Here is a 26347-nt window from a genome sequence, read left to right as displayed (position 1 = left end):
AACATTTTGTGATAATGCTGTATGATTAGCTTTGATGCGGTAAAACGTAATCAAAGCTAAATATATGCGTAACATTTTCTTCTGTGATTATCCGTGGTATGAAAACTTGCAAAAGATTATGCCAAATCAAAACGATCGGCTTTCATAACCTTTGTCCATGCAGCAACGAAGTCCTGTACGAATTTTTCCTTGTTATCATCCTGAGCATAGACTTCAGCATAGGAGCGCAGAACCGAATTAGAGCCAAAAGCAAGATCTACTCGAGTCGCTGTCCACTTGATATCACCTGTTTTACGGTCACGAATTTCGTACAAATTATTGTTGGTTGGTGTCCATACGTTGGCCATATCGGTCAAGTTGACAAAGAAGTCATTAGTCAAGGCACCAACGCGTTCGGTGAATACGCCATGTTTGGTATTGTTATGATTAGTACCTAACACGCGCATGCCTCCGACAAGGACTGTCATCTCATGGGCTGTCAGTCCCATGAGTTGGGTGCGGTCCAGCATTAGCTCTTCAGAACGGACATCATATTCCTTCTTAAGCCAGTTACGATAACCATCATGAAGGGGTTCCAGCACATCAAAGGAGTCTGCATCCGTCATGTCATCGGTCGCATCGCCACGACCGGGAGCAAAGGGAACGATAATCTCAAAACCAGCTGCCTTGGCAGCCTTCTCAATACCGACATTTCCGGCAAGTATAATCACATCTGCCACGCTGGCGCCCGTATCAGAAGCGATACCTTCAAGTACCTGCAGGACTTTAGCCAGGCGTTTTGGCTCATTACCTTCCCAGTCCTTTTGTGGTTTTAGTCGAATGCGTGCTCCATTTGCTCCCCCGCGCTTATCTGAGCCGCGGAAAGTTCGCGCGCTGTCCCATGCGGTAGAAATCATTTCACCTATGGTCAGATTGCTGGCAGCAATTTTTTCTTTGACAGCAGCAACATCATAACTTGTGTTACCTGCAGGAACTGGATCTTGCCAAATCAAATCTTCTTTAGGAACATCCGGACCAATGTAGCGCGTCTTCGGCCCCATATCACGATGGGTCAGTTTAAACCAGGCTCGTGCGAAAACTTCTGCAAAATAGTCGGGATCTTTGTAAAAGCGCTCGGCAATTTTACGATATGCAGGATCCATTTTCATTGCCATGTCAGCGTCGGTCATGATTGGATTGTGCCGAATGGCAGGGTTTTCGACATCTACTGGTTTATCCTCTTCCTTAATATGGATGGGTTCCCATTGCCAGGCGCCAGCGGGGCTCTTTTTCAGTTCCCAATCGTAATTCAGCAATAAATAGAAGTAGCCATTATCCCATTGGGTAGGGTGCGTCGTCCATGCGCCTTCAATACCGCTTGAAACGGTATTACGACCTACCCCTCTGGTGGTTTTGTTAATCCAACCAAGGCCTTGGTCTTCAACATCAGCGGCTTCGGGATCCGGGCCTAAAAGTTTTGCATTGCCATTGCCGTGACATTTGCCAACAGTATGCCCTCCGGCAGTCAGGGCAACGGTTTCCTCGTCGTTCATAGCCATGCGCCCGAAGGTTACACGAACATCCTGCGCAGTACGTAGCGGATCAGGTTGACCATTCACCCCTTCAGGGTTTACATAGATTAATCCCATTTGTACTGCCGCCAGCGGGTTTTCCAGAGATTCACGGCTTTTGCCATCGTAACGCTTGGCACCTAACCATTCTTGTTCTGAACCCCAATAAACATCTTTTTCGGGATGCCAAATGTCTTCGCGGCCAAAACCAAAACCGAAAGTTTTTAGTCCCATTGACTCATAAGCGATGGTGCCAGCCAGGACAATCAAGTCTGCCCAACTAATCTTGTTGCCATATGTTTTCTTGATGGGCCATAATAAGCGACGTGCTTTATCCAGGTTCACATTGTCAGGCCAGGAATTCAATGGAGCAAAGCGTTGATTGCCTGTACCAGCACCGCCGCGGCCATCCGCAACACGATAAGAACCTGCAGCATGCCAGGACATACGAATCATTAAACCACCGTAGTGCCCCCAATCAGCAGGCCACCATGGCTGGCTGTCAGTCATCAAAGCGTGCAAATCCTTTTTGAGCGCCTCAAAATCCAGTTTCTTGACTTCTTCACGATAGTTGAAATCTTTTCCCATTGGATTTGTCTTGGTGTCATGCTGATGCAATATATCCAGGTTCAAGGCATTGGGCCACCATGCCGTGTTGGATGTTTCTGAGGACGTCATACCGCCATGCATCACCGGGCATCCTGTTGTTGCATTCTTACCTTTTCCATCCATAGACACTCCTGGTCACAGATCATAATTAATTAAAGTTCTAACTATAGCTTAAGGGTGGTTAGCTAAGCAATCGAAGCAAAGACATTTTAAAGTGAGAGATTTCAGACAAAAAAATGACAATCACAAATCAAAAAGTAACGGTTTCAAGTTCTGGTTTTCTTTTTACCTAATACAGAAAGATATTCTTAACATACCTGGTTAAACTTGACTCTTATAGGGTTGGTAGTCATGATATTTCTATTTACAATGCAAAAATATAAGATTTCACTTTGCTGACTGGCGAATTGTTTGTCTGCATCAAAATCATATGGACATGTGAAAATCAGATGAATAAAAATTTAAGTGCTTTGAGTTTACTTTGGATTTCAATTACCAGCATGGTAGGCTCAGGCTGGTTATTTGGTTCTTTATATTCTGCTCATTTTGCTGGCCCTGCCGCCATTATCGCTTGGCCACTGGCAGGTTTTTTACTTCTATTTGTTGCCTTGTCCTACGCTGAATTAGGTACGATGTTTCCCCAGTCCGATAGCCTGGCTTGCTTGCCTTTATATACTCATGGACGTTTGACTGGCATTATTATGAATGTCATGACCTGGTTTTCCCTGGCTATTTTGCCAGTGATTGAAACACAAGGTGTCATTCAATACGCCAGTAATTACCTTCCAGGTCTGGTATCTCATGACGCTTTGCACTATCGAAATACGCCAGCAGGTTATATGCTGTCCCTGGTTGTATTAATGAGTTTTGTTTTGTTTAATTATTTTGGTATTGGTTTGTTTGCCCGCATTAATGCCGCATTTACTGTTTGGAAGGTAATAATCCCTGTTCTCACTATTGTAAGCTTGGTAACCATGAGTTATCACTCGGATAATTTTTTTCAGCATGGTGGTTTTATGCCTTATGGCTGGCAGGGTGTTATGGCTGCGATGTCAAGTGGAGGCGTACTTTTTTCCCTGTTAGGATTTAGACAAGTGGTTGTCATGATGGGTGAACTGGAAAAACCAGGACAATACATACCACTTATTTTAGGTGGTTCACTAGTGCTCGTGACGCTACTTTACACAAGTTTACAATGGTCCTTTATTGGCAGTGTTAGCGAACAAGCGCTGGCAAAAGGGTGGGTGAATTTATCTTTCACTGGTGACGCAGGACCATTTGCCGCTCTGGCTGCGCTGGCCGGCATGCTTTGGTTGAGTGTTTTGTTGTATGTCGATGCTTTTATATCGCCATATTCAACTGGTCTTGTCTATTCAACCACAGCAGCTCATATGCTAAGCAGTATGGGCTCAGTCGTTCCTACACCTGAAATTCTTACCAAACAAAACAGATATCAAGTGCCCTGGGTTTGTTTAGGCGTAAATTTCTTACTCGCTGCTATCATGTCGCTTGTGTTACACGGATGGCAGGAAATGTCGGCTTTTCTTGTAGCAATATTAATGATCAGCTATTCCATAGGGCCTGTAGCACTTGTTTGTTTGCGTCATCAGTTACCACACTATAAGCGGCCTTTTCGTTTGCAGATGAGTAACCTGATTGGCTTTATCGGATTTTATGTTTGTACAGTTGGCGTGTATTGGGCGGGCTTCCACAGTGTGCGAAAGTTATTGGTGATCACTGTTCTGGGGGTGGTGTGCTCTTTTCTCTATTGCCTTATAAAAAATACACATCGGGAGATTGATAGCAAACAAGCGCTATGGTTTATATTCTATCTTCTCGGCCTTGGTATTTTCTCATTTTTTGGTAATTATGGCGGTAAGCATATCCTCCCCCAGTATTGGGATTTGGTGTATTTATTAGTTTTCAGCATGCTTGTGTTTGTTTTTGCTCTATTATCCAGAAAACCCGGTGCCCATACTCAAAAACTGGTTGCCAAAACAACCACGTAATCGACTTGATTCGTTGATCAAAAATGCCACAATAGCTGTGCCTGCTTTCTCAACTGAGCGATATTATATTGCTTGATTAGAATCCTCAATGATTAATATTTTTTAACATTGATCTTGACATAATCAGTATGGATCACAATAATGCGATTGATTTTTTAAAGTCACTTTGCTGCAAGGAATGCCAGCCTTAACTAGGAAAAAATATGAAAAATAAAATAGTTTTGTTGGCTCTAATCTCTTTATCCTTTCTTTTCTCACTCCATACTTATGCTGCGGATTACCATTTTAATGGTTTGTCATTAAGTTCTTCTCTCGGCATTCTGTCAGGTAACGCTCATGAATATGTTTACCATCCAGAGACAGACACCAAATTAAGCCAGCTGGATTGGCGCATAAAAAATGCTCCGATAATAAAAGGGGAATTAAATTATGATGTCCTGGATTGGCTGAGCATGAATGGTCGAGGTTGGACAACCTTGGTAAAAAATAAGGCTGCTATGGATGATTATGATTGGCTCAATCCTTATCAAGAGACATGGACTCACTGGTCTCATCATGAGGATACGTATCTCAATTATGCGAATGAGTTAGATGTGAGCCTAAGGGCCTGGTTGATGCAAAAACAAAATTACAAGTTAGGCCTGGCCACTGGGTATCAATGGAATTCCTTTGACTGGAAAGCTACTGGAGGCTGTTATCAATATAACGGAGGACTCTATGCCGGTTGTTTTCGCAGTGATCAACCTGGAATTGGATACCAACAAAAATTTAGAACTCCTTATGTTGGTTTGGCAGGGAAGTATTTTGTTAATAATTTTGAGTTTGGTGCTCTTTTAAAATTTAGCGATTGGGTTTCAGCGCGAGATCATGATGAGCATTATGCCCGCAACTTAACATTCAATGAGCGAGGAAATAGCTCCAGATATTATGCGGCAACGATTCATTCCGGCTACTTTTTGAAACCTAACACGAAAATTTTTGTCGAGGCCTCTTACAATCATTATTCTAATGGGAGAGCGGATACTGAAATCATTGACAATGACACGGGTGAGCGCAGTTATTTCGGTGACTCAGCAGGTTTATCCAATAAACACTATACCGTCGCTCTTGGTTTACAATATCTTTTTTAAAAGGCTCAAATTCTCTAATCCCAAAACTGTCTTAAGTCCTGGCTTCAAGACAGTTGCTGCATGCGTTCTTTATTTCAACAATATCTGCATATGGATCTGAAATTATGCAAACTGAAATTGTATGGCTGAGTTTAATTCTTCTTTTGGTTCCATGTTAAAAAGTGCCGGCATTTTTTCACGGATCTGCTCTATAAGCGTTTCATCTGAGCCTTGATTGTTTTCAAGCCGTATTGTTTCATGTGAAGGATACTCAAAAAATGTATCCATCCTGGTGGCATAGCGCAGGCTTACTTTGCTTTCCTGGTTGCGAAATCGATTGGTGATGCGGCTTGCCCGCAGTACAGGTGTGACATCGATCATTACAAACGTGAGCTCGGGTATGGCGTTTAATAACTTGATGCGGTGCTTGTCGAGATACATCGCTTGTGAAATAACAAAACTCTCGTTCGGTGTCTTTGTTTTTTGTGTGTTGATGACATCAATCAAGACATCGACAAATTCATCAATCATCTCAGGGGTCATTTGTTCATCTTCGATTAGACAGTCACGCATTTTTTGCGTGATGTGGTTATCACCATCGATATGGATGATGTTTAGCTGACTGAGCAGCTCTCCAATATAACTTTTGCCCGAGCCAGTTTTGCCAAACAAGAAATAGATGGTCATTGATCACAATCTCTGTAATGTATATTTTTCATATTAGGTACGTGAATAACCATACCTTAAAATCATGGAAATGTGTACTTTCTTAGTCATTGCATAACCAGAGGGGAATTGGTAGTCAGAATTAGACGATGGATTTATGACCAAGCATCACAGGAGTTTATCACTATAATGAGTATTTTCTCGTGCACTTGGAGGGCTTATAACACTTAATCTCAAACGAAGCTGTTTTTCAATTTCAATCACAGCGAAAAATGTAGCTCCAGTTAGAACGATTAATACTCCATCCCAAAATGGAACACTTTCGGTAACAAATATTGTTTGTAAAGGAGGGAAATAGGTGATTGCAAACTGTGCTACAGTAACCACTATGATCGCTATCCAAACTACTTTTGTCCCCTGAACTGCTTTCCATGTGAGCGAGGTAGTATAAATATTGCGAATATAAAACAGATGAAAAATTTCAAGTACCACTAAAGTATTCAAAGCGATTGTGCGAGCCAGTTCAATCGAGTAGCCGCGATCGAGTGCATAGAAATAGAGTCCAAAAATCCCCCAAATGAATAGAATGGAAACCAGAATAATGTGCCATACTAAACTGCTGGTTAGCAGAGGTTCATTTCGAGGACGCGGTGGACGATGCATGGTGCCTTCTTCCGTTGGTTCAAAAGCCAGCGCAATCCCTAAAGTGACTGCGGTAATTAAGTTAATCCATAAAATCTGAATCGGTGTCACTGGCAAACTGAGTCCCAAAAGTAAAGCTAAGATAACGGTCATTGTCTGACCTGCGTTGGTAGGTAAAGTCCAACTGATGACCTTTTTGAGGTTGTCATAGACGGTACGCCCCTCACGAACGGCAGCCACAATCGAGGCAAAATTGTCATCCACCAGTACAAATTCCGCAGCTTCCTTGGCTACTTCGCTGCCTTTTTTGCCCATGGCAATTCCTGCGTCTGCTCGTTTTAACGCGGGAGCGTCATTCACTCCATCACCGGTCATGGCCACAGTCATCCCGTGCGATTGCAATGCCATCACCAGCCTTAGTTTATGCTCTGGGCTGGTTCGGGCAAAAATGTCTGTCTCCAACACAGCATTCTTAAGTATCGCATCATTCATTTTATCCAAATCAATGCCTGTTAATACTTTATCCAGGTTTTTAAGTCCTATTTGGCGACCAATGGCTAATGCTGTGCTGGCATGATCTCCTGTAATCATTTTGACCCGAATGCCTGCTGTATGACATTGTGCCACAGCTTCAATGGCTTCAGGTCTTGGAGGATCAATTAACCCAACCATTCCAAGTAATGTCAAACCATCCTTAATATTGGCAAATTCCAACACGGTGTGTTCTGGCTTTGTTTTTTTTACCGCAAAGGCTAGTAATCTCTGTCCTCTTGCAGCAACCTGTTCCATTTGTCGCTTCCAATAAGGGTCATTTAAAGGCTGTACTTCTCCCTGATTGATTTGTTGATTTTGACACATCTTCAAAATTTGCTCAGGGGCACCTTTAACAAAGATCATCGCGTGCTTCAAATGATCGTGGTTTAAAGTGGCCATGAACCGATGTCTTGCATCGAAAGGAATCACGTCGGTACGTACCCACAAGGCGTTTTCTTCTCGCATAGCCAGTCCTGTTTTACCGGCAAATGCAAGTAGGGCGCCCTCCATGGGGTCGCCTTCTACAGTCCAGTTGCCTTCCTGGTTATGAAGCGTGGCATTATTACAAAGTATGGCGGCACGTGCGAGTTTCTTAAGCAAAGGATATTCATTGTTATCAATTAATTGTTCATTTAACGTAATTGTTCCTTGAGGCTCATAACCGATGCCATCCAAAATAAATAGATGATTACTGGTGAGGACAGAAGAGACTGTCATCTCGTTCAGAGTCAGGGTACCCGTTTTATCAGTACAGATAACCGATACGGAGCCTAAGGTTTCGATGGCGGGTAATCGACGCACAATGGTATGCCGTTGCGCCATCGTCTGTACCCCAATGGCCAGAGTGATTGAAAGAACGGCAGGAAGACCTTCAGGGATAGCTGCAACTGATAAACTGACCACGACCATAAACAATTCGGCAAACGGATGATGTTGGATAAAATAACCATAAACAAGAAGCAATGCAGCAATCAACAGAATGAATAAAGTGAGCCATTTTGCAAATAGCCCAATTTGTAGGACTAATGGTGTGGTTAATGACTCTACTTTGGATAATAAGCCACTAATATGTCCTATTTGGGTAGATGCTCCCGTTGCTACAACGATGCCTTTGCCTTGACCATTAGTTACCAGGGTTCCGCTAAAGGCCATGCAAGTTCTGTCGCTTAGTACCATATTATTTGGAACAGGATGAATTTGTTTTTCAACAGGAATGGATTCACCAGTCAAGATGGCTTCCTGAACTTTCAAGCCGTGAGATTTTATTAAGCGTATGTCAGCAGGAACTTTATCCCCTGCTTCCAGAAAAATAATATCACCTGGAACAAGTTCCTCACTGGCAATACGGCTTCGTTCCCCATTGCGTAATACAATGGCAGCAGGGGACAACATTTTTCGAATCGCATCCAGCGCTTTTTCGGCTTTTCCTTCCTGGATAAAACCCATCAGGGCATTGATAATAACAACAGCTATAATAACGGCGGTATCTACCCAGTGTTGCAAGAGGGAGGTCACCACAGCCGCACCTATTAGCACATAGATGAGTATGTTGTGAAACTGGAGCAAGAAGCGTAAAAAAATACTTTTTCTTTTTAGTTCTGGCAAGCGATTGAAACCATAATACTCTAATCGCTTTTTAGATTCTTGCTCACTTATCCCTCGCTCTGTAGTGTTTAGCGCAACAAGTGTTTTTTCTACTGATTGCTCATGCCAACTGGGAGCTGAAATATGTTGTTGTTCCTCCATTATCTTTTTTCCCTTTTCTTCTTGTTGGCGGTCCAACGCTCAACTGATATTGCTGAAATTATAGTATTTAAAAGTTCTTCGCGGATTTTTCGAATCATGGTTGTTTCTGTGTTAACCAGTCTTTGGGTAAATCCGAACAATTCCGTCTTGCTAGCAGCATAGCTGAGAGGTAGAAAAATAATCTATGACAAAATAATTTGAACTAGTTTGGCTGCATTCCTATTCTGACAGGATTCATTATTTCGTCCATTGCTGGGTTGGCCGTTAAGGCAGCGCGGATTTTTCGAAAATCGCAACAACTTGGCTTATTTAATGCATTAACGATGTCGTGCGCATTTTCATTATAATTATTGTCGCTGTTGTCAGCTATTTTTCTTTTGATTTCAATAATAGCATTGGCTATATTTTCTTCATTGGACGGATCGATCTTCCCTACTATGTCTCGTATTTCCTTTATGATAGTTGGAACTGAACCACCTTTATTTCTCAGCAATTCAACATTCTTTAGTACTGTGTAGACTGCCAAAATATTTTCCTCTCTTTCATTGGCAGGTATTTTCATTATACTGATACGGACTTTTGCTTTATTGGGTAGAGGTGGGCTCTCTTGTCTACTACCTGTCGGATTTTCTAATGTAATATTCATGTTTGTTTTTGTTGCCATCTGCAACATTTCTTTTCTTAGCCATTCACGATTAGCATCTGTATCATTTTTAATTGTAAGATGTTCAAAATTAAATATTGAATTAAATTTATTACAATCTTTGTACATAGCTCTTAACAGGTAGCTGTCAAGAGAATGATTATGTAATCGGGAGTTATTTGCGAAATGTTTTTGTAAAACATCAAGCATGGTCTTTAAATCTTGTGCTTTATTAAGCTCATTCTTTAAATCATGAGCTCGATTTTTGCCAAAATTGGTGTAATGACGTAGCCAGGTGAAAGCACCTGAGCTTTTTTGATAATCTGTTTCTTTGCTTTCATTATTGCGCCATCTTAGGTATTCATCCACGGCGCCAATTAGAGTTTTTCTAAGTTCAATGGCTTGTGATCGATTGCTATTTTGTACTTCCAATGATTTACGCTCTCTCATTTCGTTTTTTACTGTGTCAATTTTTTCACTTGAAAGACCTAACATAGCTCCTTGTTCGCTGATATCGCTTTCGCCATAACGCATTGGATTGTTATTTTTATGCAGGAATGCCATCACTTTCTTTTCATAATCAGGAATAATATCTTTAAGTAGTCTTGTAGTAACTGAATTAAGGGCGGGTTTTTCTGATTTTAAAAGTAATGAACAAAGTTTGTTAAAAATATCATCCCGATGCTCTGGAACGATGCTTTCGTGTAAGATTAAACCTAATATTTGAGGGATTTTCGAATTAGTCTTCTCATCTTCAAAATCTCGAAAATTCTCTTCGGTAAATTGTATTAATTGTCTCCACGCCTCTGAGTCTACTTCTATATTTTTTGCCAGCTCCACAAATAATTCAGGTTCTATTTCTTCTATTTTATCTTCAAAGGAAAAAACCATAAGGCCATCATTGGTCATTGTTGTGAAATGATGTATTTGTGCCTTCTCCTTATTGGCATTTATTTTTTCCTGGTCTGAGCGATCAACTCCTGGTATACCAAAGTAAATTCGGTATGTATCCTGAGTTATCACAACTTTTCCAGCGATTCGTCCAGATTGATAATGGGGTTCTTCCCAAGGGTCTGAACTAAAAGACCTGAAGTTGTCTGGATGTAAATTTGCTTTCTTTAAGCTTTGAAGTAAAAGATACCCTAAAATTTTTCCAAATTTAAATTGAGAAATATTAGATGGATTGTTTTTAGCATTGTCTTCAAGTTTGGCAATCCATTTTTGGATGATATTTTGGTATGGTCCTAACTCGTGATCAATCAATAGATTAATGCGTCCAGAATCAGCTGGAGGGCCAATAGATGGTTTGGCAAATTGAACCATTTCTATCATCCAAGGTATTTTTTTATAATTATAGCTCACTTTAAATTTCTATCTGTCGCCCTATTTCAAATACTGATTCTGGTGGAAGATGGAAATAGTTACTCATAGGAAGCGCGTTGCGATGCATAAAAACGAAGAGAGTTTTAATGTATTTTAACAGAATATGGCTATCATTTCGGATAAGGATTGTCTCGTGACCGATATAATAGGTAATGTCTTTGACATTGATGTCAAAGCCTTGATTTTGTAATTTTTTTAACAATTTGGGAATATTTGGATGTTCCATAAAGCCATAATTGGCCACAGCACGCCAAATGCCCTCTGCTACTTCCATAATTTGTAATTGATCATCGGATTTACACCATGGAATTGACAAGTTGTTTATTCTCAAAATAATTACCTTTGCCTGCAACACACGATTTTTCTTTACATGCCAAACCAGGATAGGAGGAATATCCTGTTCTTTGGATGTAAGAAAAACGGCCGTTTTAGCCACACGCAGTACCCCCTCTGTTTGAAGACTCTCCAGAAAGGAATCGATAGTTATATTTTTTTCTTTTTGTTGATTTGCGACGGTTTGATAGCCTTTATGCCAAATATACATTATGGAGTAGATTATGACTGCCAATGTGATTGGTATATATCCGCCATTAGTAAACTTCGTGAGGTTAGCCGCAAAAAAGGATGTGTCCACAACCATGAATAATCCAGCAACAAGCCCTGATTTGATAATATTCCATTTCCATATTTTATGCAGGGCAATAAATAAAAGCACAGTGGTGCAGAGCATAGTGGCTGAAACAGCAATGCCATAGGCAGTAGCTAATTTTTCAGAGCTACCAAATCCAATAGTAAGCCCAAGGGTAGCCAGCATTAAAAGCCAGTTAACGACTCCAATATAAATTTGTCCATAACCTTCCGAAGACGTTTGTGTGACTCGTAATCTAGGCAGCCAACCTAATTGCATTGCTTGTCTCGTCATGGAAAATGCTCCGGTAATAATGGATTGGCTGGCAATAATTGTTGCGATGGTGGACAGAAGTATTAACGGTAATAAAAAATTACCTGGGCACAGCATATAAAAAATATTATGTTCTGTGGATGCTCCTTCCAAAACCAAAGCCGCTTGTCCCAGATAATTGAAGATAAGACTTGGAAAAACCAAGCCAAACCAGGCACAGCGAATTGGGGCAGTACCAAAATGCCCCAGATCGGCGTATAAAGCTTCTGCACCAGTGACGCAAAGAAAGACCCCACATAGAATAAAAAATCCTGTTGCGCCATTTGAAAATAAAAAACTTAAACCATAGATGGGGTTAATCGCCGCTAATATTGCAGGGTGTTGGATAACTCCACTTGCTCCTAAAATACCAATGGTTAAAAACCAAAACGCCATTACTGGACCAAATGCTTTTCCAATAGTGGTGGTACCTTTAGGTTGAATAGCAAAAAGAATAATTAGAATGATTATTGCAGTAGGCAAAATATAATACTTAAGTGATGGGGAAAGGATCTCCAGTCCCTCAACAGCAGAGAGCACGGATATAGCGGGGGTAATGGTACCATCTCCATAGATAAGAGCAGCCCCCATAAGTCCCACTGCAATAATGAAAGGCTTTTGCTTTAGCTTTAAACTTAAAAGAGACATTAACGCGAGAACCCCTCCCTCTCCATCGTTGTCAATCCGTAAAGCAAAGAGGATGTATTTAACAGAAGCAATGATTATCAGAGTCCATATAATCAATGATACTGAACCCATAATCGTATTGACGTTTGGAGTTCCTCCCCCAGCCAGCAATATCACTGTTTTAAAAGTATAAAGAGGGCTTGTTCCTATATCTCCGTAAACTATGCCTAAGGCTGATAGACTCAATGCTCGCAATGTAGGATTTGAGTCTTTCTGTTGTGTAATGTTTTTTGTTGAGGGCATTGAGTAGACACTCTTATCAAGTTTGGCTCTACTTAGTAGGGGCTACCCCCAATAAGTGGCACTTTAATCTTAGATAAATTAATCTAATTCTTTGAATTTGCAATAGAAAATAGATTAAAGTGTCTATCCATCTTTAATTATTTTCATCAATAAAGGATGTCGCAATGTTTTCTGACAAGGCTTTTTCGCAAATAAAGCTCAAAAGTAAATTTATTTTTTGTTCATCTGCTATGGATTTTGGGTAGATTACGTAAAGATTTATATCCGGTGAGGATTCATGGGGTAATACTGGAATTAATGCTTTATTTTTTATTTCTTCATAAACTGAAAAATAAGGAGCCCACAGAAGCCCTACGTCTGCAACTGCAGCTTGCTTTAAAACACTGGCATTATTGCTTTTTAAATTTCCCGATACATGAATGATTTTTTTATTAAAAACCCATTTATTTTGAAGACCATAGAGAGTATTAATCAAACAGTTATGCTTTGGTAATTCGTCAATTGTCTGAGGAAGTCCATATTGAGTAATATACCCTGGTGAAGCAAAGACATTCCTCTGGATAGAAAATAATCTTTTGCAAACCAGTTTTGAATGTTTAACATCATCAAATGAAATGGCCAGATCAAAGGTAGAGGAATAGAGCTCTTTTGTATCCGAGCCTACAATAATATCTATTGCAATCTTGGGGTATTTGCGCATAAATTGAATACTTAATGAGGTTAAGTAGGGAATTGCCGGAGTAACAGTAAGATAGAGCTTGATTTCACCATTTAATTCAAACGTATCAGGTATTGCTATGACCTTGAGTACTTCTAATTGCTTGAAAAGCTCTAGCGCCTTCTCATACAGCCTATGACCTGATTCTGTTACAATTAATCGTGTTGTAGAGCGTATCAACAAGGTAACTTTTAATTCCTCCTCCAGCCAGGTTATTTGCTTACTCAATTTAGAGGGGGATACATATAATTTTTGTGCTGCCTTTGAAAAACTTTTGCAATCAACGGTCGCAATAAATCCTTTCAAACAGGATAAAATATTCATCTTAAAATGTTCTTAATTGAGCTCTTTTAAATGGTATAGACCTGAATGACTGTTTTGTAAATCAGCAACAATGATTCACTGACAGAGACACTTGTTGTTGTTTTATTCTATAAAATATCAGCCTAAAACGGATCATTACTCATTCTCATGAGAAACCACAAAAAGGAGAGTTGTTTTCTAATAACCGGAGACCAGCTATCGCTTATCTCCAGTTGTGGATAATTGTTCAATGAGATTAAAGCATAAAATTTTTATACCTTATTCAAAGAGGGTTGAGAGGCTAAATTCCGTGGTTCTGAATTATCCGCAGGTGTGGTATTGCCTGAGAAAAATGAATGATCATTCAAGGCACTTTGTTTTGCTTTTTTAGTGAGTCTAAACTGATGAGAATCCTGAAAATATGAGAGAAGTTTTAATCCAAAGTTTAAGTGAGCATGCTTACCGAGTACACGATTATATAAAGCTTCGGGCTCTTTGCATTCTTTTGGACAACATTGTTGCAATAGTTCACTGGCATGATTTTTATTAATTTCACCCCATTTTTTCAGAATAGCATCTCCATTTCGAAAGGAAAAATTATTGGAAAAGAGAGGGTTATTAAGAGTTTGTTGGTTCAAGAAGAGATTGGCAACAAGAAATAAGGTGAGCACTCTCGTTTCTTTATAATTGGATGGTTCTGCTGAAAAAACACTGGGTATTAACAATTTAAGTGGTACGAATACAGGATCTATATTTGCAATCACAAAACATAAATTCCAGCTATTGTATAAATTCATCCATCGCTTATCGATATGAAACTGAGAGACTTTCTTTGGTGAGTTATCAACTTTTAACTCAGGTATTAATGAATAACCTAAATCTGAACGAAGTGTAGTGCCCTGAGGCAAAGTAGTTTCAGCCAATTTAAAAGAAGTGGTGTATTCTTTTTCTTCCATGATACCAATTAATCCCAAACCAGCTTGCGCGTTTGGAATACCACTGGTATTTTTATTGTGGCCTGTAGAGTCCTCCCACACGGCTTCTAAAATGTTAACTCCCATAGCAGGTAAAGTGCTTGTTGATGCAACATCAAAATTAGCAAGCTCGATATCAGCATTCCATCCAGATAAACGATTTTGACTTACGAAATCATTGAGATCAGCCTGAGTTTCCGGATTTGCCCCCATCAGTCGATGAAATATAATGCTTGTCAAACCAGGATCTATGGAAATCAGCTTTAATCTTTCAAATAAGCTGGCACGAGAAGGTATTCCAAATAAAAAATTGTAAAAAGGATTGCCTGTGGCGCCTTCTCCTCTCTGCTTCATCATATGCTTATAAATATCATGAGCAAAATCGTTACTATTGGCCATAGTGATGGTTATTGCTTCTAAAAGGCATAATAAATTAATTTGTAACTGTATCGTAGAAGAAGCATTTTCGATTTCAGCGTCATCAATTAATTCGTTTTCTTCGATATAGGCAAGTAAAGTACATAAAGATTTATTTTTTAAAATATCTGATTTGATCTTATTAATTAACGGATTCAGATCAATTGCTTTTCTTTTAATTGTTTCGATAAAAAATTTATATTCTTCATTACCAGTGTTTATATTATCCAGCCCAAGAGCTGATAATAATTGCTTCATTATTTGAGGATTTGATTGGGGTACAATACATCGCTGAATACGGTTAAGGAAATTTAGCGCCCTTGTTTTATTTTTCATATTTAAAACCTAATTTAAATCTAAGTGTGTGTATTTTACACATATTGGTTTTTTTTAGAATGTACTCATTTGGAAAGTAACGGTTTCGAAATTGGAAATAGTAAAATAAATAACCATGTGATATATTTTTTGTCCCTTTTAACTGATTTAAGTGAATTAATTAAATGTTTCCTCCACTACAAGATCCCTGGTCCGATTTAGAAAAACTTGGTTTTAACCCAGATTACCTGGAACGCCTTAAAAAGCGAGCTGCTACTTCTAAAGAACTTGCTATTAATGTAGAAATGCTGGCAGGCTATTATGAACGATTTAAAGCGGTAGGTTTCACTGATCGCGATTTGGCGAGGATTGTGAGCTTGGTTAGTTTCACTCCTGATAATCGTCTATCAAACATTGGAAGCCGAATGATGTTAACCTTGGTTTGCGGAGGATTGGACTTATTAAAAGCTCCTCTTAATTTCAACTCCCACAACCTGACTAATATGATGGTTAGTTTAAATGGTTTGGAAAAATTACGACAATTAGTGAAAATTAATCAGTCGCATATCATCCCATTCAAAAACCAAGCAGAATTCAAAGCGATTTTTGAGGAAAAATGTAAAAAATATCCAATGTTGAGAGTGGTGTGGTGTTATTCTGACAAGGAAGAATTGTATCTGGAAAATAGAAGACAAGATGCAATTTATAAAGATTGGCTTAGCGAAGAGGAACTGCATCAACTTTTCAGATTACGCCGTGCGTCTAAAACACAAGATCTTTACTATTGGGAACGTGATACAATAAGACCAGCTTTTCTTAGCGATAACTATTATTCCAGAGAAGATCTCGGGCAAACACAAGAAGAGTTCGAAAAAGCGCTAGACAATGCTGATGCAGTGGAATCCTGGTGTGACTCATGGGCAAATCCCTTTGATCAAAACCCAATCCCTAAACAGGCAAAGTCATTAGAACAATCTAATCAAAAAAATACGAGTAAAATACCTTTTTTTACTGCTGTTGATAATAATGAAAAAAGTAGTGTTATTGATGAGCAATACTCTAAGTATTTTTCAAATTATAGTAAATAAGCGCTTGGCAAGAATGGGTCTTGCCGAGCAAGGTCGAGTGAAGGCTTTTTAAGCTGCTCATTAACTGACTGATAGCTTCGATATGTGGTCATCCACAGTGGCTCCGGTCAGCTTAAAAGCCATTAACTCGCCATAATCATTAATTACCAGATGCAGCTTGAAGCCCAAAAAACAACCCATTGAAGATTTTCCCCTTTTTTGCAATCCTTTCAAAGACTCGATTAGAGGATGCTCTTTCTTACATGGCATACGTCAATAGCTGTTGCGTCTACAAAATAAATACCTATTCTCTACTTGAATTATGTTACAAGGCACGATAGCCTAGCAAAACTTAATAGTTACCTTATTCAGCAACTCTCGATCCCTCCGGTGCTGATGTAATAAGTGGCTATGTGTCGAGGGATACTTAAATATAACAATATTGAGGTATCCTCTATGCAGAATGTCAGTACAAACAAGGAAACTCTAAAATTTTCAATCCGCGATTATGCAGGCGGGCTAGCCATATGGAGCGCACTGCCGGTTTTGCTTGATACAGGTAAAAATGAGATCGTCTGAAATTTGCCCATTTGGCCCTAAATTACAACAATATTGGGATAAGCGATACGATTATTTTCATCGCTTTGATGAGGGAATTCAGACAGACTCTGAAGGCTTGCATACCGTTATGCCTGAAGAGGCTGCGCTCACTCAAGCCAAATTATTCAATAATGCGAAGATTGTAGTAGATGGTTTTTGTGGTATTGGCGGGTCGGCTATTGCCCTGGCAAGAACAGGTAAAAAAGTCATTGCTATCGAAATGGATTCCGTCCGTTTAGCAATGGCAAAAAATAATGCTCGTGTTTATGGTGTTGAACATCTTATCACGTTTGTTCATGGAGATTTTTTCGATGTTGCTGCTGAGATAAAAGCTGATGCTGTCCTTATCGACCCGCCATGGGGATGGCCTCGTTACAGAAAGATAGAAGAATTTCGTTTGCAGCATTTTAATCCGAATGGAAGTAAATTACTCAGTTATGTGCTTGATCATTTCAATAAAATTGTATTACGTGCACCAAAAACATTTATCACTTCAGAATTAGATCAATTTAATGTCGACTATGAGATTCATTATGATAAGCTTCATCATTCAATCATTTCTATTTCTGTATGCATCACTAACCATTCTAAAAGGAAGCCTGGATAGTGTTTTTAAATGCCAGATAAGTGCATATCATTGCTTGCTATCCAACCCAAGTGCTAATAATACTCCCTTCATTATTAGAGGATTTTATACATTGATCAGTCCTGTTAATAAAATTTAGTCCATTTGTTATTTTTTTAACATAAATACATTAATTTAAGTCTTTATGAATATATTATTTACATAGAACTTTTATAGAATATATTAATTTGGAAATTAATTATTTCTAAAATCACCAATTCTCAAACCAGCAAGCATATGGTATTTTTTTCGACTAATTTATGTATTTATTGCTCAATGTGGTTTGAGAGATTTATGCCATGAAAAAAAATCAATTAAATAGCCTTACCAACTATTATCCAGCATTGACTCGTCTTAGGAATATCCAAGATGCCCAGGAATTAGGTGAAATGGCTCATACTCTTCCTTGGCGACAGGCTGATGAATTAATTGAATGTCTTTTAAATAATGAAGAGGAGTTTAATCGTTTAATATGGTCGCCGTATGACATAAGCATTGTTGCAAAAAAATTCCCTAAATTCGCCGATAAACTGATTGATATTGTTATTAGTAACCCAGAAAAATTTAAGAAGATTATTCATTTCTCATCTGAGTTGGGTCAAGTTGTAGAGGCCCTCAATCCACGTGTAGCCAATAAGTTAATGGATTTTATTTTTTGTAATGAAAATAAGATATACAAACATATCATAAGAGATTCATACAATCTATGTCGCTTTCTTTTCCATAGAAATTTACGTCAATATTCAGATAGGTTAATTAATCATATTCTCAAAGATCCTGACTACTTTAAGCTAGTAGTTGGAGATATGGGTAATTTACTTCGCCTTGCAATTAATCATCCTCAACATGCAGATACATTAATTAATATGGTTATTAAGGATAAAGAGCACTTTAAAAAACTTATAAGTAATCGATCTAATTGGTCTGAACAGCTCAGTCATTTTCCCAAGTACGAAAAAATATTTGCCAATAATGTGCCTATTGATGAAAATGAAAAAAACCGCCAATTGTATTTGGCAAATGCTCCCCATGCGGAAATTAGAAAAAACGCGCGTTTATTTGCTCAAGCGGAACGTACTCATAGTGGACAATTCTTTTTTAGCGAGGCCATGCCTAGAGAATTACGCATAATAATTGCAGGCTTAACTCGAGACTCCTATTTATGTAATGAAGAAGAAGCTAATCAAATCGCGCAAGAAAATTTCAGTCGTCCAATGAAAAATTCCAAATAATTTTCTATGGATTCCCCAACTCTGGATGAAGAGGTAGGAATTACATGAATCTTACAGAATGACTTGATTTTTGTTCCTGTTCTTGAGTTTTTTCGTTTTTCAATACTTCCGCAGCCGCTACCAGGTTCACAAGTAATGGTTGTAATAGAGCAAATCTGAGAGAATAGGTTGCCTTGCTATTGTCATCCAGACTTAAATTGACATCCTCAATAGCCTGATCGATAAGATTAAGATAATATTTAGAATGTTCTGACAGATCTTTTATAGAACCAACGGGCAATCTATGATAGCTTATTGCTGAACCATAGGATCTGCTTACCATAGTCAATTCTTGAATGACCTTTTCAGGGTCTGCTCCTGCGAATAGTTCCGAAGCAGAAAATACTGACAGGTTCACGAAACAAATATCTGGAGAACAGAACCCCACAGGATTTAATGGGTTTTTCTTTTTTTCAAAAGGAAGTTGAAAGGGCATGGCATTCTCCGTTTAAGTTTACATAAATTATAGTATAAAAAATATCGAATCCATTGCTGTGACAGATTCATGGAGTTACGAGAGCGCATAAAATTAATGTATGGAATTAAGTATTTCATTTAACTTACGTACGACATCTCTTATTGAGGAAAACCGGGTTTGTTTGGGGGCTTGAGAAGGATTTGCTGGCAAGTGTTCCACCTCTTCATAATTCTCCAGATACCAAATAATCTCTTGAAGAGATTCCCTTATTTGTTCATTTTCCATGATTTATCGACCTTTACACCCATTCATTTAATTATAGATCAATAAAACAGCTTTTTGAACATAAATTAAGCTATAATTAAAGTATGAACTGTTTCTTTAAGGAAAGCCATCATGCTAGGAACAATTTTACTAATTCTACTCATCCTGTTGCTTTTAGGTAGCGTACCGAGATGGGGATATAGCAGGAGCTGGGGATATACACCGATGGGTCTTATTGGACTTATACTGGTTATCTATCTGATACTTGTTCTACTAGGTAAAGTACCTATTGGGTTCTAATTGGAAATAGCCTTAAACAACCAGAATATGCCATATAATGAATAAATTTATAGGAAAGCAAAGTATCCAATAAGGAGAATAATGTGGTAAGGAGGTTGGGTTAAGCACAGATAATGAGGCTCTCATGTTTTTTGGTATTTTAAGCCTAACGCTTTGGGGATATGTTTTAGCAACTGTTGTTCTAACTCAAATCACTATTGCCGCGGTGACTCTTTATTTGCATCGTTATCAAACCCATCGTGCTTTAACCATGCATCCAATAGTAAGCCATTTTTTTCGATTCTGGATTTGGTTAACAACAGGTATGGTGACAAGAGTATGGGTTGCTATCCATCGTAAACATCATGCAATGACGGATGTTGAAGGAGACCCTCATAGCCCCCAAATTTTTAGTATCAAAAAGGTCTTTTGGCAGGTTCCTGAATTGTACCGGGAAGCAGCAAAAGATAAAGATGTGATTGAAAAATATTCTCATGGCACTCCAAACGACTGGATTGAGCGCAAATTGTACACTCGTTATTCCAGCAAGGGTATACTGCTTATGTTTCTAATTGATTTGCTGCTGTTTGGTTTTCCTGGAATTACTATTTGGGCAATACAAATGATTTGGATTCCACTGTCAGCAGGTGTAGTGAATGGACTCGGTCATTATTGGGGATATCGCAATTTTGAATGCCCTGATAAGTCAACAAACGTATTTCCTTTGGGCGTTCTAATAGGTGGAGAAGAACTTCATAATAATCATCACACCTACGCTTCGTCTGCTAAATTTTCTGTGAAATGGTGGGAATTCGATTTGGGCTGGTTTTATATACGTTGCCTATCCTTTCTAGGGCTTGCCAAGGTAAAAAAACTACCTCCCAAATTGGCCAGAGACGATACCAAACAATGTGTTGATTTAAATACTGTAAAAGCCATCATTAGTAACCGTTTTCAAATTATGTCTGATTACTACAAAAGGGTGACTATTCCTATTTTGAAAAATGAAAAACGCAACTGTAACTATATTAAAAATAGAAAAGAATGGCATTTATTTAAAGAGGCTAAACGCCTACTACGCCAAGAAACCACAAAAGCTAATGCTCATTTGCAAATCTTGCTCAATCGTTTTGAGCAATTACAGCTTGTCTATAATTATCGCCAATCATTGCAACAGATTTGGTTAAAAAAAGTATCCTCTCAAAAAGAGTTAATTGAATCTTTAAACCAATGGTGCAAAAGGGCGGAACAATCAGGCCTGGATGTATTGCATCAATTTTCTCTTCGGCTAAAAAGCTACGTTTTAATTGGCACAGATGGCTCATCAGTGTAACTGCTGCAATCAAAATCCCGAAAGGGATTGTAAGTCAGTATTAATAATGGCTAATTTGTTGATATAGAGTTCTGCCAGCTGCGGGTTATCAGCGACTTTTGCTAACTTGCCCCACACGATATGTGCCTCATGTTTATCGCTTGGGTTAAACATCCATGGCTCGGAATATCTATCCTTCAGAAAGGCAATGGCCATATTATTTAAATCAATAATAGCCTCAATTAACACTCGTTTTGCATCTTGGGAATCGTGATACACCGATGCCATGCCGAGCACAAACTCGTAATAGATACTGGCTATGTCATGAGGATCCGCATCCCTTAAGAGGTCAACGGTTATTTTTTCTGAGGGCCAGCGAATGATAGGAACTTCATAAAACCCATACAATTCTCTAATAATCGGTAAAGGATTTGTAATACTATCCCCCATGCTTTCATTATCAATTAATGAGAAGACATTGGTTTCAAGATTATAAAACGTATTTTCAGGGTGAAAATCATCATGAATAACGGTCACTAAATCTCTTGGTGTTATAAATTGATCACTCTCGATAATCGTTTTATGTAATTCGCTCGTCTGTTGCCCTATTCGATAAAAAACATCTTTTAAGGTGTTAATATCTTTATGTTGTAGTAATTCATAAGTCATTATCTTAAATAATTCTTTTCCTTGAGCTGCTTCTAAAATTGCAAAGTAATAAGTCTTCCGATCATTCTTAACCTCATATGAATTGATGGTTTTACTTAATGTAACAGTAGCCGCTTGTGGATTATTTTGAATATCAGGAATTTTTGAGTAATTTTGTAAAGCAAACAATGCTTCTGCCTCTTTTTCCGTTCCCAGGCCTTTGAGAACAAATTTCAATTGGTTATTGATAAACATCAAATATATAAAATGGTTGGTCGCCCCTGCATCTAATTTTTTGACCGTAATCTCCTTTTCATCAAAACCATTTTCTGCCGCAAAACGCCTGGCAACATAAAACGCAACATCTTGATCCCAAGCTTTAGTCACTTTTGAGGCCATTTCCCCAAAATCATAACGCTTAATTTCTGTTGCATTGGCATTAGCTAATAAATAGAAAGATAGAACCAGAGCAATGAAAACAAGATTAAAAAAACGTAAGGATTTGGACTTAAGGGGGAGGGAGTACAATTTATTTATCCAATGAATTAAAGTCGCCCATATTGTACATATGTTGCATTCGCAAATCAATTAATAAGAAATGCCACATTGGTTATCTCACTATGTCCAGCGATCAAGGAAATCGAAGTGGGATCTAGCTAAGCCTTGATTTACCAGCTTATGCGTTAAAGAGATTACTCAATCATAAAATGAATAACGATGTAACGGCCGCATATATCATGAAAGATGTTGAACGGCTGAGGGAAACCTATGCAACAAGTAGCTAATTTTATACTTGAGCATATGAGGACGACGGCTGATATCAAGTTAATCAAAAAAAATTTAATTGCTTGCATCGTTGCTCTAGCAATTGGAGATATTTTTCCTGCATCTGTTGAGATAAAAAACTGAAACCAACCAGCTTTCGCCATTCAGGTATTATTTGATGGAACTCTTGTACGATCCCATCGATGATTTTCTGATTTAATCCTAATTTTTCAACGGCAAAGTATTTAAGAAAATCACTCTTTGTTAAATTATTTTTTTTCCCTTTTAGAGGCAAGGCTATTTCTTCTTTTGTGTTTTTTTGAGCAATAGTTGAGTTAAGTAAATCATAGGCTGGTGATATGGAAATTTTTCTATCCTTAGTAATTAGGGAAAAATTTTTTAGATGCATATCTTCATTGCCGACCAGGAAATTAAATAACGTCAACTTAAATAATTTCACGAATTCAATTTTGGGGAATGTACAAAACTGTTCTACGACTTCAATGACTTTTTCCATAGAACTTTTATATTTTGTATGTCGATCTTCACCTGATAGCTGTGCAAAATCTTCTAAAGCTAACTTTTTATTATGGCCTATTCGATCAAACCGTTTAATAAAGTAGGTCAAACTGTTGTCTTTAGAATAAACTAAACCATGAACTGGAACTTCAAGGCCAATGGTTTTTGCTAGGGTCATAGTAATGGCTTCATTTTCCGGCAATTCTGGATAAACATCACTTTGTGGTTTTAAAATATAGTGACCATTTTGATCGACGATTTCAAAACATCCCTCTTTAATCTTTAGATTTGCACTTAGTTTCTTTTGAACACCTTGAATAGACATCTTTCCTACTCGAGCGATTGCTTCCTGACGCTGCTCATCGGCACTTAAATCTAATGGACTAAGGTTTTTTAATTGAGGAGAAAGCAAATACAATCCACGTTGCGAGTAGTTTTCCTGGTCACTAATCCTTTCATAAGTAATAGGACAGCGTTTCATCTTAGTTCCTCAATAGTCACCGCGCCTACGACATCTTGGCCAACTATTATCAATTGACCAAAATAGTCATTTCTATCTATCTTATATTTACGTAATAGTGCTTCAAGCATAATGCCTTCAGGAAGTAATCCTTCAAAGAAAGGAGGGAATACGTCAAAATAATAGACTTTATTTTTCAACGGCATTGTGAGCGAAACAGGTGCACCCTGATAATCATCAAAGTAAGTAAATTGATATTTTCCACCTTGTAATTCTTCTAATATTCCTGCCTTAATGCCATTCACTGATACATATGCTTTTCTCATGAATTATTATCCGTTGTTTGAGGAAAAGGCGTTTCAAATTTCATTTGGATATTTAAAACATCTAATACTTTTAGCAAGGTGTTCAAGCGCACCGATTCTTTCCCTTTTTCAATATCATATATAACTGTCTTGCCGACACCCGCTAACCGGGCTAATTCTTGTTGCGATAAGCCGCTTTGTTTGCGGTAGTAATGGACTAAATTGGCTATCTCGTGTGTGGGCATGGAACACCATAAATTAATCATATATTACTGTTATAGCAGTAAAAATAATAAAAATACAGCTATGATTTCATCTTTTTTGTATGAATTCGTCATAAATTACTGTTATGGCGGTAAATTTTCTTGGTTTCCTGATTTTCCGTGTATTTATTTATGTTAAATTCATAAAATTACTGTTATCGCGGTAAATTTTTTGGAGGATAACAAAAAAGTCATTGGCCCAGCCCTGTCCCTACTCTCAATTTCCCTGTTTAGTGCATTGGGGACATTTTATAATGCTGGTTTCAGGGTGCATTTTATCGCCATTTAGTTTTTATTATTTGCGATTTGCTAGTAATACCAGTCCTGGTTCATGGTCTATTAAAAGAGACTTTTTCTGTGATTATCTAATTATTATATGTGTTTTATATCAATCTATAGCTGGTTCGTAGAGTGGGTTTTAACTGATTATTTTAGATAAGATTTCTTAGCTATACTGAGAACCATTTCCCGTAACCAACGATGGCCAGGATCAGCATCATCTTTTTGGTGCCAATATTGATAGCAATTAAAACTGTCAACCTCAAAGGGTACAGAGGCAATACTTAATGGTATCAAATGGGAAAGTTTTTCTGCTACTTTTCGAATACTTAATGTAAGATAATGAGAGTCAGTAAGAACAAATAAAGGCATGATCCCCTGTCCTAAGCTAATAGAAACCCGTTTGTCATGTCCCAGTTGACGTAAATAGCGATCGAAATAATTGTAAAAAGGAGTTTCTCTTAATGAAAATTGAATTAATGGGTACTTAAATAGTTCTTCAATGTAAATTTTCCCTTTTTGGATTCCTGGATGGATGTTTCCCCCAACGATGACGGCTTCATCCTGAAACAATTTTTGTTGCTTTAAGCCTTCTGGGACTCTCTCAAACATACCAATCATTAAATCAATATCATCGGACTCAAACACTTCCACCGTATTTAAATAACTAGGGTGTTTGATATTTAGCTTGACTCCTGGAGCCTCTTTTTCCAATCGTTTAATCAAACTTGGAGTCAACAAAATAGACATTAAATCAGTCATGCCAATTGAGAAACTTCTTTCTGAAATTAGGGGGTTAAAGGTCTCTATAGTATTAAATAGTGTTTCAATCAGTGAGAGAGCTTGTCGGGCTTTACCAATCAACGAGTTAGCTAAAGGAGTTAATTGCATAATATTGCCTTGGCCACGTACAAGCAAATCATCATGGAAATGCTCACGCAGTTGCTTCAAGTAAATACTCATTGAGGATTGGCTTATACCCATTTTTTTGCTAGCAAGTGTTAGATGACGGCAGGTTAATAGTGCATACAGAGCGCGAAGTAAATTGAGATTAAGTTTATCCATAAAACATCATCCATATATAGGACCCTAATAGGTTTTAAATTACTCTATTTTTAACGGCTTTTTGTTTGAGGTTAGTTGAGAACGATACAGTTTGCAAATAAGCCTGGTACTAATCGAACTGATGAAGGATATTAAAAAAGCTCGAAGATTTTGAATCTTGAGCTTTTTCTCTGATTATTCTAATAAAAATTAGAGAATGCTGCATTGCTCTGTGAACTTTGGTTTGTAAGTCATCTCTGGTTCCCCATGTAACTTACCCAAAGCGGTTTGGAGATACTCTTCAATTTCAGGTTGATTGCTTATTTCCTCTTTGCATGCGAGCACAAATACCTCTTTGAATTGCTCAAGTTCCGTTCGGGTGACTGATTGTTCGATGTAATCATGAGATCTTATTCTTAATGCTCGAATCTGTGCTGCTTGCTCCACCGTACGAAGTAATTGATGATGCCTCCAAGTTCCAACTAAAGTATGTGGTAATATCACCATATCAAAACTGTTTCCCCGATTTATAGAGAAATATTCAATTCCTTCAGATGATTCAGCATAAATTGATAAATCACCCCCTTCTCTATAAATTCCTATCATACAGGTTTCATCAGTTATTAAATGATCATGATTGATGATTGAACGTTTACTGCTTAATTTTTCTGTTCTGCTACGCATGGATAACTCCTATTTTACAATTATTTAATAAATTCATCGCCTCAATGTGGATATTT

Annotated in this window: 22 protein-coding genes and 2 pseudogenes; 8 read left to right on the top strand and 16 right to left on the bottom strand. The window is 38.1% G+C overall.

Annotated features, from left to right (window positions below; translation table 11 throughout):
* Nucleotides 1-116: 116 nt before the first annotated feature.
* On the bottom strand, nucleotides 117-2282 hold the full coding sequence (katG, locus tag EL201_RS12130) for a catalase/peroxidase HPI (protein ID WP_027222496.1): 2166 nt from the start codon (nucleotides 2280-2282) through the stop codon (nucleotides 117-119).
* A gap of 326 nt (nucleotides 2283-2608) precedes the next feature.
* On the opposite strand from katG, the gene EL201_RS12125 reads away from it, so the two are divergent.
* Together EL201_RS12125 and leo are read left to right on the top strand one after the other, a co-directional pair.
* Nucleotides 2609-4168 (top strand): APC family permease, encoded by a 1560-nt coding sequence (locus EL201_RS12125; protein ID WP_027222495.1) that lies wholly within the window; start codon nucleotides 2609-2611, stop codon nucleotides 4166-4168.
* Nucleotides 4169-4371: 203 nt separating this feature from the next.
* Entirely contained in the window at nucleotides 4372-5298 is a 927-nt protein-coding gene (leo, locus tag EL201_RS12120; RefSeq protein ID WP_027222494.1) for an omptin family outer membrane protease Leo, read from the top strand.
* Between the two features lie 102 nt (nucleotides 5299-5400).
* On the opposite strand, the gene EL201_RS12115 is transcribed toward leo, so the two are convergent.
* The 6 genes from EL201_RS12115 to EL201_RS12090 all read right to left on the bottom strand — a co-directional run bounded on the left by EL201_RS12115 (nucleotide 5401) and on the right by EL201_RS12090 (nucleotide 15509).
* Nucleotides 5401-5964 carry a hypothetical protein gene (locus EL201_RS12115; RefSeq protein WP_027222493.1) on the bottom strand — a complete coding sequence of 188 codons (564 nt, stop codon included), beginning with the start codon at nucleotides 5962-5964 and terminating at the stop codon, nucleotides 5401-5403.
* Between the two features lie 147 nt (nucleotides 5965-6111).
* Nucleotides 6112-8865, bottom strand: a complete 2754-nt coding sequence (locus EL201_RS12110; RefSeq protein WP_027222492.1) for a cation-transporting P-type ATPase — start codon at nucleotides 8863-8865, stop codon at nucleotides 6112-6114.
* Between the two features lie 202 nt (nucleotides 8866-9067).
* Nucleotides 9068-10831, bottom strand: coding sequence for a hypothetical protein (locus tag EL201_RS12105; RefSeq protein WP_027222491.1), 1764 nt, complete (start codon nucleotides 10829-10831; stop codon nucleotides 9068-9070).
* A 40-nt stretch (nucleotides 10832-10871) separates the two neighbouring features.
* Nucleotides 10872-12761 (bottom strand): potassium transporter Kup, encoded by a 1890-nt coding sequence (locus EL201_RS12100; RefSeq protein WP_027222490.1) that lies wholly within the window; start codon nucleotides 12759-12761, stop codon nucleotides 10872-10874.
* Nucleotides 12762-12894: 133 nt separating this feature from the next.
* Nucleotides 12895-13803 (bottom strand): LysR family transcriptional regulator, encoded by a 909-nt coding sequence (locus EL201_RS12095; protein ID WP_027222489.1) that lies wholly within the window; start codon nucleotides 13801-13803, stop codon nucleotides 12895-12897.
* A gap of 251 nt (nucleotides 13804-14054) precedes the next feature.
* A complete protein-coding gene (locus EL201_RS12090) occupies nucleotides 14055-15509 on the bottom strand; it encodes a lpg2382 family Dot/Icm T4SS effector (RefSeq protein ID WP_027222488.1) in 1455 nt (484 codons plus the stop codon).
* 164 nt (nucleotides 15510-15673) lie between these two features.
* On the opposite strand from EL201_RS12090, the gene EL201_RS12085 reads away from it, so the two are divergent.
* Nucleotides 15674-16576 carry a hypothetical protein gene (locus EL201_RS12085; RefSeq protein ID WP_027222487.1) on the top strand — a complete coding sequence of 301 codons (903 nt, stop codon included), beginning with the start codon at nucleotides 15674-15676 and terminating at the stop codon, nucleotides 16574-16576.
* A gap of 81 nt (nucleotides 16577-16657) precedes the next feature.
* Here the strand turns inward: EL201_RS12085 and EL201_RS15885 are convergent.
* A pseudogene (locus EL201_RS15885) lies at nucleotides 16658-16860 on the bottom strand (transposase); the annotation flags it as partial.
* Between the two features lie 260 nt (nucleotides 16861-17120).
* Between EL201_RS15885 and EL201_RS12075 the strand changes: the two are divergent.
* Both EL201_RS12075 and EL201_RS12070 read left to right on the top strand, forming a co-directional pair.
* Complete coding sequence (locus EL201_RS12075; protein ID WP_027222486.1) at nucleotides 17121-17762, top strand: RsmD family RNA methyltransferase; 642 nt, start codon at nucleotides 17121-17123, stop codon at nucleotides 17760-17762.
* Between the two features lie 317 nt (nucleotides 17763-18079).
* A complete protein-coding gene (locus EL201_RS12070) occupies nucleotides 18080-19012 on the top strand; it encodes a hypothetical protein (protein WP_027222485.1) in 933 nt (310 codons plus the stop codon).
* Nucleotides 19013-19052: 40 nt separating this feature from the next.
* On the opposite strand, the gene EL201_RS12065 is transcribed toward EL201_RS12070, so the two are convergent.
* Together EL201_RS12065 and EL201_RS15700 are read right to left on the bottom strand one after the other, a co-directional pair.
* A complete protein-coding gene (locus EL201_RS12065; RefSeq protein WP_231955065.1) occupies nucleotides 19053-19487 on the bottom strand; it encodes a hypothetical protein in 435 nt (144 codons plus the stop codon).
* 93 nt (nucleotides 19488-19580) lie between these two features.
* Nucleotides 19581-19754: a hypothetical protein gene (locus EL201_RS15700; RefSeq protein WP_158272786.1), complete on the bottom strand. Its 174-nt coding sequence runs from the start codon at nucleotides 19752-19754 to the stop codon at nucleotides 19581-19583.
* A gap of 111 nt (nucleotides 19755-19865) precedes the next feature.
* Between EL201_RS15700 and EL201_RS12060 the strand changes: the two genes are divergently transcribed.
* Nucleotides 19866-20033 (top strand): DUF3309 family protein, encoded by a 168-nt coding sequence (locus EL201_RS12060; protein WP_011214444.1) that lies wholly within the window; start codon nucleotides 19866-19868, stop codon nucleotides 20031-20033.
* Nucleotides 20034-20157: 124 nt separating this feature from the next.
* Complete coding sequence (locus tag EL201_RS12055) at nucleotides 20158-21345, top strand: DesA family fatty acid desaturase (protein WP_061773169.1); 1188 nt, start codon at nucleotides 20158-20160, stop codon at nucleotides 21343-21345.
* A 9-nt stretch (nucleotides 21346-21354) separates the two neighbouring features.
* Here the strand turns inward: EL201_RS12055 and EL201_RS12050 are convergent, their stop codons facing one another.
* Nucleotides 21355-22500 (bottom strand): hypothetical protein, encoded by a 1146-nt coding sequence (locus EL201_RS12050; protein WP_027222483.1) that lies wholly within the window; start codon nucleotides 22498-22500, stop codon nucleotides 21355-21357.
* A gap of 131 nt (nucleotides 22501-22631) precedes the next feature.
* On the opposite strand from EL201_RS12050, the pseudogene EL201_RS15995 reads away from it, so the two are divergent.
* Nucleotides 22632-22794, top strand: a pseudogene (locus EL201_RS15995) (integrase); the annotation flags it as partial.
* Nucleotides 22795-22801: 7 nt separating this feature from the next.
* On the opposite strand, the gene EL201_RS12040 reads toward EL201_RS15995, so the two are convergent.
* From EL201_RS12040 to EL201_RS12020, 5 genes are all read right to left on the bottom strand, one after another.
* On the bottom strand, nucleotides 22802-23737 hold the full coding sequence (locus EL201_RS12040; RefSeq protein WP_027222482.1) for a HipA domain-containing protein: 936 nt from the start codon (nucleotides 23735-23737) through the stop codon (nucleotides 22802-22804).
* Nucleotides 23734-24042, bottom strand: a complete 309-nt coding sequence (locus tag EL201_RS12035; protein WP_027222481.1) for a HipA N-terminal domain-containing protein — start codon at nucleotides 24040-24042, stop codon at nucleotides 23734-23736. Before EL201_RS12035 ends, EL201_RS12040 begins: the two co-directional genes overlap by 4 nt.
* Nucleotides 24039-24266: a helix-turn-helix transcriptional regulator gene (locus EL201_RS12030; RefSeq protein ID WP_027222480.1), complete on the bottom strand. Its 228-nt coding sequence runs from the start codon at nucleotides 24264-24266 to the stop codon at nucleotides 24039-24041. Before EL201_RS12030 ends, EL201_RS12035 begins: the two co-directional genes overlap by 4 nt.
* Before the next feature lie 444 nt (nucleotides 24267-24710).
* Nucleotides 24711-25628, bottom strand: a complete 918-nt coding sequence (locus EL201_RS12025; RefSeq protein ID WP_027222479.1) for a LysR family transcriptional regulator — start codon at nucleotides 25626-25628, stop codon at nucleotides 24711-24713.
* A 189-nt stretch (nucleotides 25629-25817) separates the two neighbouring features.
* Entirely contained in the window at nucleotides 25818-26291 is a 474-nt protein-coding gene (locus tag EL201_RS12020; protein WP_027222478.1) for a hypothetical protein, read from the bottom strand.
* Nucleotides 26292-26347: the final 56 nt, after the last annotated feature.

The organism is Legionella pneumophila subsp. pascullei, from assembly GCF_900637585.1.
GTDB lineage: Bacteria > Pseudomonadota > Gammaproteobacteria > Legionellales > Legionellaceae > Legionella > Legionella pascullei.
The sequence above is the reverse complement of the archived record's forward strand: the minus strand, read 5'-3'. Positions and strand labels throughout refer to the sequence as shown.

Coding starts and splice junctions, on each gene's coding strand:
- katG (WP_027222496.1), bottom strand. CDS start 2,282: ATGGATGGAAAAGGTAAGAATGCAACAACAGGATGCCCGGTGATGCAT.
- EL201_RS12125 (WP_027222495.1), top strand. CDS start 2,609: ATGAATAAAAATTTAAGTGCTTTGAGTTTACTTTGGATTTCAATTACC.
- leo (WP_027222494.1), top strand. CDS start 4,372: ATGAAAAATAAAATAGTTTTGTTGGCTCTAATCTCTTTATCCTTTCTT.
- EL201_RS12115 (WP_027222493.1), bottom strand. CDS start 5,964: ATGACCATCTATTTCTTGTTTGGCAAAACTGGCTCGGGCAAAAGTTAT.
- EL201_RS12110 (WP_027222492.1), bottom strand. CDS start 8,865: ATGGAGGAACAACAACATATTTCAGCTCCCAGTTGGCATGAGCAATCA.
- EL201_RS12105 (WP_027222491.1), bottom strand. CDS start 10,831: ATGGTTCAATTTGCCAAACCATCTATTGGCCCTCCAGCTGATTCTGGA.
- EL201_RS12100 (WP_027222490.1), bottom strand. CDS start 12,761: ATGCCCTCAACAAAAAACATTACACAACAGAAAGACTCAAATCCTACA.
- EL201_RS12095 (WP_027222489.1), bottom strand. CDS start 13,803: ATGAATATTTTATCCTGTTTGAAAGGATTTATTGCGACCGTTGATTGC.
- EL201_RS12090 (WP_027222488.1), bottom strand. CDS start 15,509: ATGAAAAATAAAACAAGGGCGCTAAATTTCCTTAACCGTATTCAGCGA.
- EL201_RS12085 (WP_027222487.1), top strand. CDS start 15,674: ATGTTTCCTCCACTACAAGATCCCTGGTCCGATTTAGAAAAACTTGGT.
- EL201_RS12075 (WP_027222486.1), top strand. CDS start 17,121: ATGAGATCGTCTGAAATTTGCCCATTTGGCCCTAAATTACAACAATAT.
- EL201_RS12070 (WP_027222485.1), top strand. CDS start 18,080: ATGAAAAAAAATCAATTAAATAGCCTTACCAACTATTATCCAGCATTG.
- EL201_RS12065 (WP_231955065.1), bottom strand. CDS start 19,487: ATGCCCTTTCAACTTCCTTTTGAAAAAAAGAAAAACCCATTAAATCCT.
- EL201_RS15700 (WP_158272786.1), bottom strand. CDS start 19,754: ATGGAAAATGAACAAATAAGGGAATCTCTTCAAGAGATTATTTGGTAT.
- EL201_RS12060 (WP_011214444.1), top strand. CDS start 19,866: ATGCTAGGAACAATTTTACTAATTCTACTCATCCTGTTGCTTTTAGGT.
- EL201_RS12055 (WP_061773169.1), top strand. CDS start 20,158: ATGTTTTTTGGTATTTTAAGCCTAACGCTTTGGGGATATGTTTTAGCA.
- EL201_RS12040 (WP_027222482.1), bottom strand. CDS start 23,737: ATGAAACGCTGTCCTATTACTTATGAAAGGATTAGTGACCAGGAAAAC.
- EL201_RS12035 (WP_027222481.1), bottom strand. CDS start 24,042: ATGAGAAAAGCATATGTATCAGTGAATGGCATTAAGGCAGGAATATTA.
- EL201_RS12030 (WP_027222480.1), bottom strand. CDS start 24,266: ATGCCCACACACGAGATAGCCAATTTAGTCCATTACTACCGCAAACAA.
- EL201_RS12025 (WP_027222479.1), bottom strand. CDS start 25,628: ATGGATAAACTTAATCTCAATTTACTTCGCGCTCTGTATGCACTATTA.
- EL201_RS12020 (WP_027222478.1), bottom strand. CDS start 26,291: ATGCGTAGCAGAACAGAAAAATTAAGCAGTAAACGTTCAATCATCAAT.